Source organism: Oceanobacillus luteolus, from assembly GCF_042678205.1.
Classification (GTDB): domain Bacteria; phylum Bacillota; class Bacilli; order Bacillales; family Amphibacillaceae; genus Oceanobacillus; species Oceanobacillus luteolus.
In genome coordinates, this window is sequence record NZ_JBHUDE010000013.1 from 1 (window position 1) to 6,190 (window position 6,190).

Consider the following 6,190-nt stretch of genomic DNA (forward strand, 5'->3'; position numbering starts at 1 on the left):
TAGTTCTTCATGTGGCATAGAAAAGCACCTCCTTCAATTGATATTTCTATCTTAGCAAGAGGTGCTTCATTTTTGTATGCGTTGTTTGATTACGGGTTTACGATTCAGAAGGTACCCTATCTGAAACTAGGAACCCGCAATTTAGTTTAAAGGCAATATCATCCTTGAGGCGTTGAATAAGATCTTTTACCATCGGAATACGCTCAATATATCTAACGAAAATAGAGATAATCATGGCGGCATAGTTTAGTTCTTCCGGTGCGCCAAGTCGTGATTTTTTCGTTACTGCATGATAGATTTTATCCAAGTCTATCGCTGCAATAATGGCATCATATTTTTGGGTAGGCTCCATGTCATATAATTCCTGGATGCCAAATAAACTTGGTTGTCGTATAATGGTCATAAGAAGCACTCCTTCAGTCTTTTTATGGTTGTATAGTCAACTACCATTATACAAGATTTGGGGAGGTGCTTCTTTTTTTAACTCTCAAAACCGTTGGGAGACATGGACTAAGAATTATGAAATTCATTCAATTATATATTCTACTCGCATTATTTTATCTATCCCAAAGGTTGAGGGGTACATATATTTTTTCACCGTAGATTTCCCTATGTATAATAGGTTTTAAAAATTGCTTATTTAAATCCTGAAATTCATTCTTTTGGGTACGATATCGCACTTTTACATCAACTCCTAAAATACTATCCACCTGTTCTTTTGNATAAGTGTAACTACAATTTTTCTTTATTTTCTTAACAACTCCAACACTTCTTCAATTGTAATACTCGTTTTAGATAGGGAAAGCAAGTAAGGAACCATGTCTCACTTTGAAATAAAGTTTGATTTAAAATCGTGTTTTACGGTAAATAAGAAGAACTATTTTGAAAAAAGCGGAGTAAAATGGATTCTAAAAATTTTCACCTATGACTATCTATTTATAAATAAAGTTAATCTTGCAACTTCCTTCTTCAACTATCCTGTTCCTTTTGTTTAAGTACATGTCTTCACAAAGTTTACAGATCAGTTAGTTAATTTCTATGAAATAAGTATGCACTGTGTATTAAAAAAAAAATTCCATTGAACAGGATTGTGTGGCCCTACAGGATTACAGTAATCTGTAAATATGTATATATGTATATATGTATTAATTAATAATAGAAAAAAATCATTGCAGAGTAATCTCATGCAATGCTATAAAATGTTCAATTACTTTCTATTTCTAAGGATTAATTATTTCTTGCCGCATGATCCGAAATGATATTCTCATCACATCTTCTAATTTTTTCAAAGCTAGTTCCTCATCTTTTTTACTGCTTTTTGAAATACCTTTTAAATTTTCCCTGGTATAGTCTAACAACCTAAATTTATGAAGAAGACTCCATTAGGGAAAGTTGTTCCCCAGTCTTTAAGGAGGCAGAGGTAATAAGGTAATACATTGAATATTGTAAGATGGGAAACATACCAATAAAAGAATCCCCAATGGAGTTAAGCCAATTGTATTAACAATTCAAGCCACACCGTCCTGAATTTCAATTGGGGATTTTATCAATTTGCAGGAGTGGAAAAGATGAGAAGGAAAAATACCATTTACCTAACAATATTTGCGGTTACCTCGGTGTTAATCTTGGGGGGATTTGCCAATCCATCCGCAATTCTGGCATCCCCGGGGACCGATAAGGATAATCTTTACCAAAAGATTGAGTCCTACGATGAAAAACATAAAATAGATCCGATTGACGCAAAAGTGGATAAGATTTGGAAAGCAATACCCGGTTACAATGGGTTACGTGTAGATGTTAATGAAAGTTATAAAAATATGGAGAAGGATGGTCGTTTTGATGCAAGCAAAATTGTTTATAAGGAGGTATCGCCAAGTATCCATTTGGATGACCTGGAACCTGAACCAATCTATAGGGGTAATCCCCAAAAATCTATGGTGTCCCTGTTGATCAATGTAGCCTGGGGTAATGAATACATCCCCAAAATTCTCGAAGTATTAAATGAACATCAAGTTAAAGCAACCTTTTTCTTTGATGGTAGTTGGACCAAAAAGAACCCCGACCTTGCTATGATGATTCATATGGAGGGGCATGAAATTGGTAATCATGCCTATAGCCACCCCGACCTAAGCCAGCGTTCCAAAGCTGAAACAATGAATGAATTAACAAAGACAAATGAAGTTATTGAATCAACCCTTGGCATAAAACCGAAGTGGTTTGCACCTCCGAGTGGAAGTTTTAATATGGAAACAGTTTCTGTTGCAAATCAACTAAATATGAAAACGATTCTATGGACGGTTGATACGGTGGATTGGAAAAAACCAGCACCTTCCGAAATGGTTAGTCGTGTTGTAGCAAAGGTTGAAAAAGGTTCTATGGTTCTTATGCATCCGACAAAACCAGTTGCTGAGGGCCTAGGGGCAATGATAACGAATATAAAAGCAAAAGGTTATCAGCTAGGTACTGTCAGTGATCTTATGAGTGAAAAACGACTCTCTAATGAATTTCCGTAGAGTGGTTAAAAGGCCAAGAACAAATACCATACACTTATTTTCCAACCCGAACATCAAAAAAGCAGGAATCTAAAATCGAATTCATTTTGTGGATTTCTTAAAAGCCTAACTATTTGCTGTTAGTCCTTATGAACTTGGAAATCAAAAAGCTGAAGTATTTAGCAGGAGTCAAAAGAGAAAATTAATACAGTGCCTTTTTGTGTTAGTGGTTCAGCATACTAAAGGCTTCCGAATCGCAGACTCATACCTTTTAATTTATAAATCAAAAGGTATGAGTTCCATACGTTCAAACAAAAAAGTACTTCTAATGAGAATAAAAGAAATTTAACACAGTATAAGATTGTCCCATTGGATTTTCTCCAGGAGACAAATAGAACCCTGTTAAAGGGTTCTATTTCTTCTTAGCCTAAATCCTTGTTGAACTATTGCACCCATTTGTTAAGGAGTAAAAATCCACCATTCCCCTCCACTCCACATTACTATATAATTATAATTCAATTCGTAATATTATATAAATAAATTTTTATTAATGAATAAATATTTGTAACCTTTTCTAATGCTCATTCGATTAATAGGTGAATAGCAAAAAAGGAGGGATTAAACTTGGCTAAATCAACTGAGATAAATGGAGATATTGAACTAATTTATCAGAGGCATTATTTGGACGTGTATAAATTCTTGATTTGTTTTGTTGGTAATCGCAACGAAGCTGAAGATTTAACTCAAGAAGTTTTTATTAGGGTTTTGAAACATAGTTCTAATTTTAATCACCAATCAAAATTATCAACTTGGATTCTTTCTATAGCAAAGCATACAGCTATTGATCACCTCAGAAGAAAAAAATTTACTTCTATATTCAAAGATAGCTTTTTTAATCAAATCCTCGAAGAGAGCAACAATCCCGCACAAGTAGGGGTAGCGTCAGGAAAGTGCGGATTTACAACGTTAAGGAAATCAAAATATAAAAAGTCTAATTTCTCGGTGTTATAAGTGAAAAATTAGGCTTTAGTTACTTCATTAAAGCGCCTGATTGATGAAGACTAAAGTTTATATTCACCAAGAAAATTGATGTGCTCTTATCCTAACAAATTGTAAAAAAGAGACATGAATGTTGCTTTTTTTCATACTGTATTTTGGAGGTGGAAAAATGGCAAGAGTCGCTTACCGAGATGCAGACGTTGATTTAATGGCAAGGATGATGAGAGCAGAGGCTGAAGGTGAAGGAGTACAGGGGATGCTATATGTTGGAAACGTGATTGTAAACCGTGCTGTAGCTGATTGTGCGGATTTCATGGATGTAAGGACCATTGAAGATGTTATTTTTCAAGTACAAGGGGGAAATTACTCCTTTGAAGCTGTGCAAAAAGGCAATATGTTTTATCAACGAGCAAGAGAATCTGAAAGAAGATTAGCAAGAAAGAATTTGGAATATTGGAGAGATTACCCAGCGAAATATGCTCTTTGGTACTTTAATCCATATGGTCCGTGTCCTCCAACATGGTATGACCAACCTTTTAGTGGTCAATTTAAACAACATTGTTTTTATGAACCAGCGCCTGGAACATGTGAAAGCGTTTATAGTCGTTGAGGAAAAGATTCGAATATTTTTAAAAACTAAAACTTTTAGCAGCAAAAAAAAGGATCTTCTTACTGGAAGATCCTTTTTTCAGTGTCTATAAACATGATTATGTTAATTATAATCCCCTATAAACATGGTTTTGGTTCCCTTGATGGCTAATGGTTTTATTCATTTCTTACATATTCAATTTCAAAGGAGGATTTCCAATAAAATCACTTTTTCTTTTTTCGGTCCGAATTTTTGCGATTAGCTCATTCTATAAGGGAAGGAACAGTTTCAGCATCCCTTATTATGGGGAAATTAGGTTCTTATTCAAGACAAGACAGCTTGGCTACAGCCTTACGTGAGATGGGCCGAATAGAAAAAACGATCTTTATTTTGAATTATATTTCGGATGAATCATTAAGAAGAAAAATACAAAAAGGATTGAATAAAGGAGAAGCCATGAATGGACTGGCAAGAGCTATTTTCTTCGGAAAACAAGGCGAGCTTAGGGAACGAACCATACAGCATCAATTGCAAAGGGCCAGTGCCTTAAATATATAATCATTAATGCCATCAGTATCTGGAATACTTTACATCTAACAAAGGCAGTTGAATATCAAAAACGGTCAGGTAGTTTTAATGAAGAATTATTGCACCATATGTCACCTCTAGGTTGGGTACATATTAATTTACTTGGAGAATACCATTTTAATTCGGAGAAAATGGTCTCGTTAGATTCTTTAAGACCCTTGAAACTTTCTTAACGTTGTTAAAACTGGGGGAATAGTCGGGGAAATGGGCTTAGCGTTGTAAATCCGCATTTTCCTGACTGTACCCCAAGTAGTAGACGAGAAGGAAAACAAGGAACTAATAAGGGCAGCTATCATATCCTTAAAACCCCACTATAGAGCTGTTGTTATACTTAGGGGAATTAATGAATTCTCCATTAGAGAAACAGCAGAAATACTAGGTTGTAAGGAATCTAAGGTGAAGGTAGATTATCATCGTGCATTAAAAATACTTAGACGGAAACTAATACCGTCAAGGGAGGTTTTCCAAAATGCAAACGGATAAAGAGCTATTAGACAAAGTAAAGAATTCTTTTGAGTTGGAACCTAGACCTGAATTTGTTAGAGAAACAAAGCGAATATTAATTACAAAGGCAAATAGAAGTAATAAACTATACCGATTCAAAGAGAAGATTAAATATACACTCGCAACAGCACTGACGCTAACTTTAATTATATGGTTGTCATTTTTCAATGGAACAGAATATGTAACCAGTTCTTTTCAAACATTGTTATCAACAGTAAATCAAAATAATAGTGTACATCCCACTATAAATAGTTCAGAACCAACCGTTTTTATATACCATACCCACAATACAGAGTCCTTTATGCCTCTTCTTGATACAGATGATACAAATAAAGCATTCGATAAAGAGAAAAACATTACGATGGTTGGAAAAAGAATTGCTGACATATTAGAAATGCAAGGGATTAATGTCCTTCACGATAATACTGATATTGTGCAGCAACTTGAAAATAGAGGGTTAGAATACGAGGATTCGTATTTAATTTCTGGTGAAATAGTAAAAAATGTTTTAGATGAACACGAGAGTATAAAATTAGTATTAGATATCCACAGAGATTCTTTGGACAGAAGTTTTACTACAACCAATTTTGGTGGGACTGAGGTACCAAGAATTTCTTTTGTCATTTATCAGAATAATAGTAATTACGAAGAGAATTTTAAAGTAGCTGAACTACTTCACGAGACATTAGAGGATAATTATCCAGGTGTATCAAGAGGAATTACAATATCACAAGGTTCAAATAGAGGTAGCTACAATCAAGATTTATTTCGAAATTCATTGTTAATTGAAATTGGTGGTTTTGAAAATACTTTAGAGGAAGAATATAGAGGTGCTGAGATAATCTCCGATGTCATTATTGATGTCCTAGATAAATTAGATTAGAAACAAAAGTCAGACTAAAAAAGACGATTATGGTGGCGACCCCTAAAAGTTAGAGTTTTTATTATGCAGCTGATTGGCTGGATTGAGTTCGGTATTCTATCGGACTTAATCCAGCCAATTTTGCTTTGGTTCGTA

The 6,190-nt window shown here is 34.4% G+C and carries 4 protein-coding genes and 3 pseudogenes; 6 read left to right on the forward strand and 1 reads right to left on the reverse strand.

Going from position 1 to position 6,190, the window contains the following annotated elements:
- Positions 1–100 precede the first annotated feature (100 nt).
- A pseudogene (locus ACFSBH_RS03905) lies at positions 101–403 on the reverse strand (transposase); the annotation flags it as partial.
- A 1,165-nt stretch (positions 404–1,568) separates the two neighbouring features.
- Between ACFSBH_RS03905 and ACFSBH_RS03910 the strand changes: the two are divergent.
- From ACFSBH_RS03910 to ACFSBH_RS03935, 6 genes and pseudogenes are all read left to right on the forward strand, one after another.
- Positions 1,569–2,513, forward strand: coding sequence for a polysaccharide deacetylase family protein (locus ACFSBH_RS03910; RefSeq protein WP_251517866.1), 945 nt, complete (start codon positions 1,569–1,571; stop codon positions 2,511–2,513).
- Between the two features lie 603 nt (positions 2,514–3,116).
- A complete protein-coding gene (locus ACFSBH_RS03915; RefSeq protein WP_251517863.1) occupies positions 3,117–3,503 on the forward strand; it encodes an RNA polymerase sigma factor in 387 nt (128 codons plus the stop codon).
- A 157-nt stretch (positions 3,504–3,660) separates the two neighbouring features.
- A complete protein-coding gene (locus ACFSBH_RS03920; RefSeq protein WP_251517861.1) occupies positions 3,661–4,101 on the forward strand; it encodes a cell wall hydrolase in 441 nt (146 codons plus the stop codon).
- 225 nt (positions 4,102–4,326) lie between these two features.
- Positions 4,327–4,841: pseudogene (locus ACFSBH_RS03925) on the forward strand (Tn3 family transposase); the annotation flags it as partial.
- Between the two features lie 109 nt (positions 4,842–4,950).
- Positions 4,951–5,151 (forward strand): annotated as a pseudogene (locus tag ACFSBH_RS03930) (RNA polymerase sigma factor); the annotation flags it as partial.
- Positions 5,138–6,055 carry a stage II sporulation protein P gene (locus tag ACFSBH_RS03935; protein ID WP_251517872.1) on the forward strand — a complete coding sequence of 306 codons (918 nt, stop codon included), beginning with the start codon at positions 5,138–5,140 and terminating at the stop codon, positions 6,053–6,055. The pseudogene ACFSBH_RS03930 and the gene ACFSBH_RS03935, both read left to right, overlap by 14 nt.
- Positions 6,056–6,190: the final 135 nt, after the last annotated feature.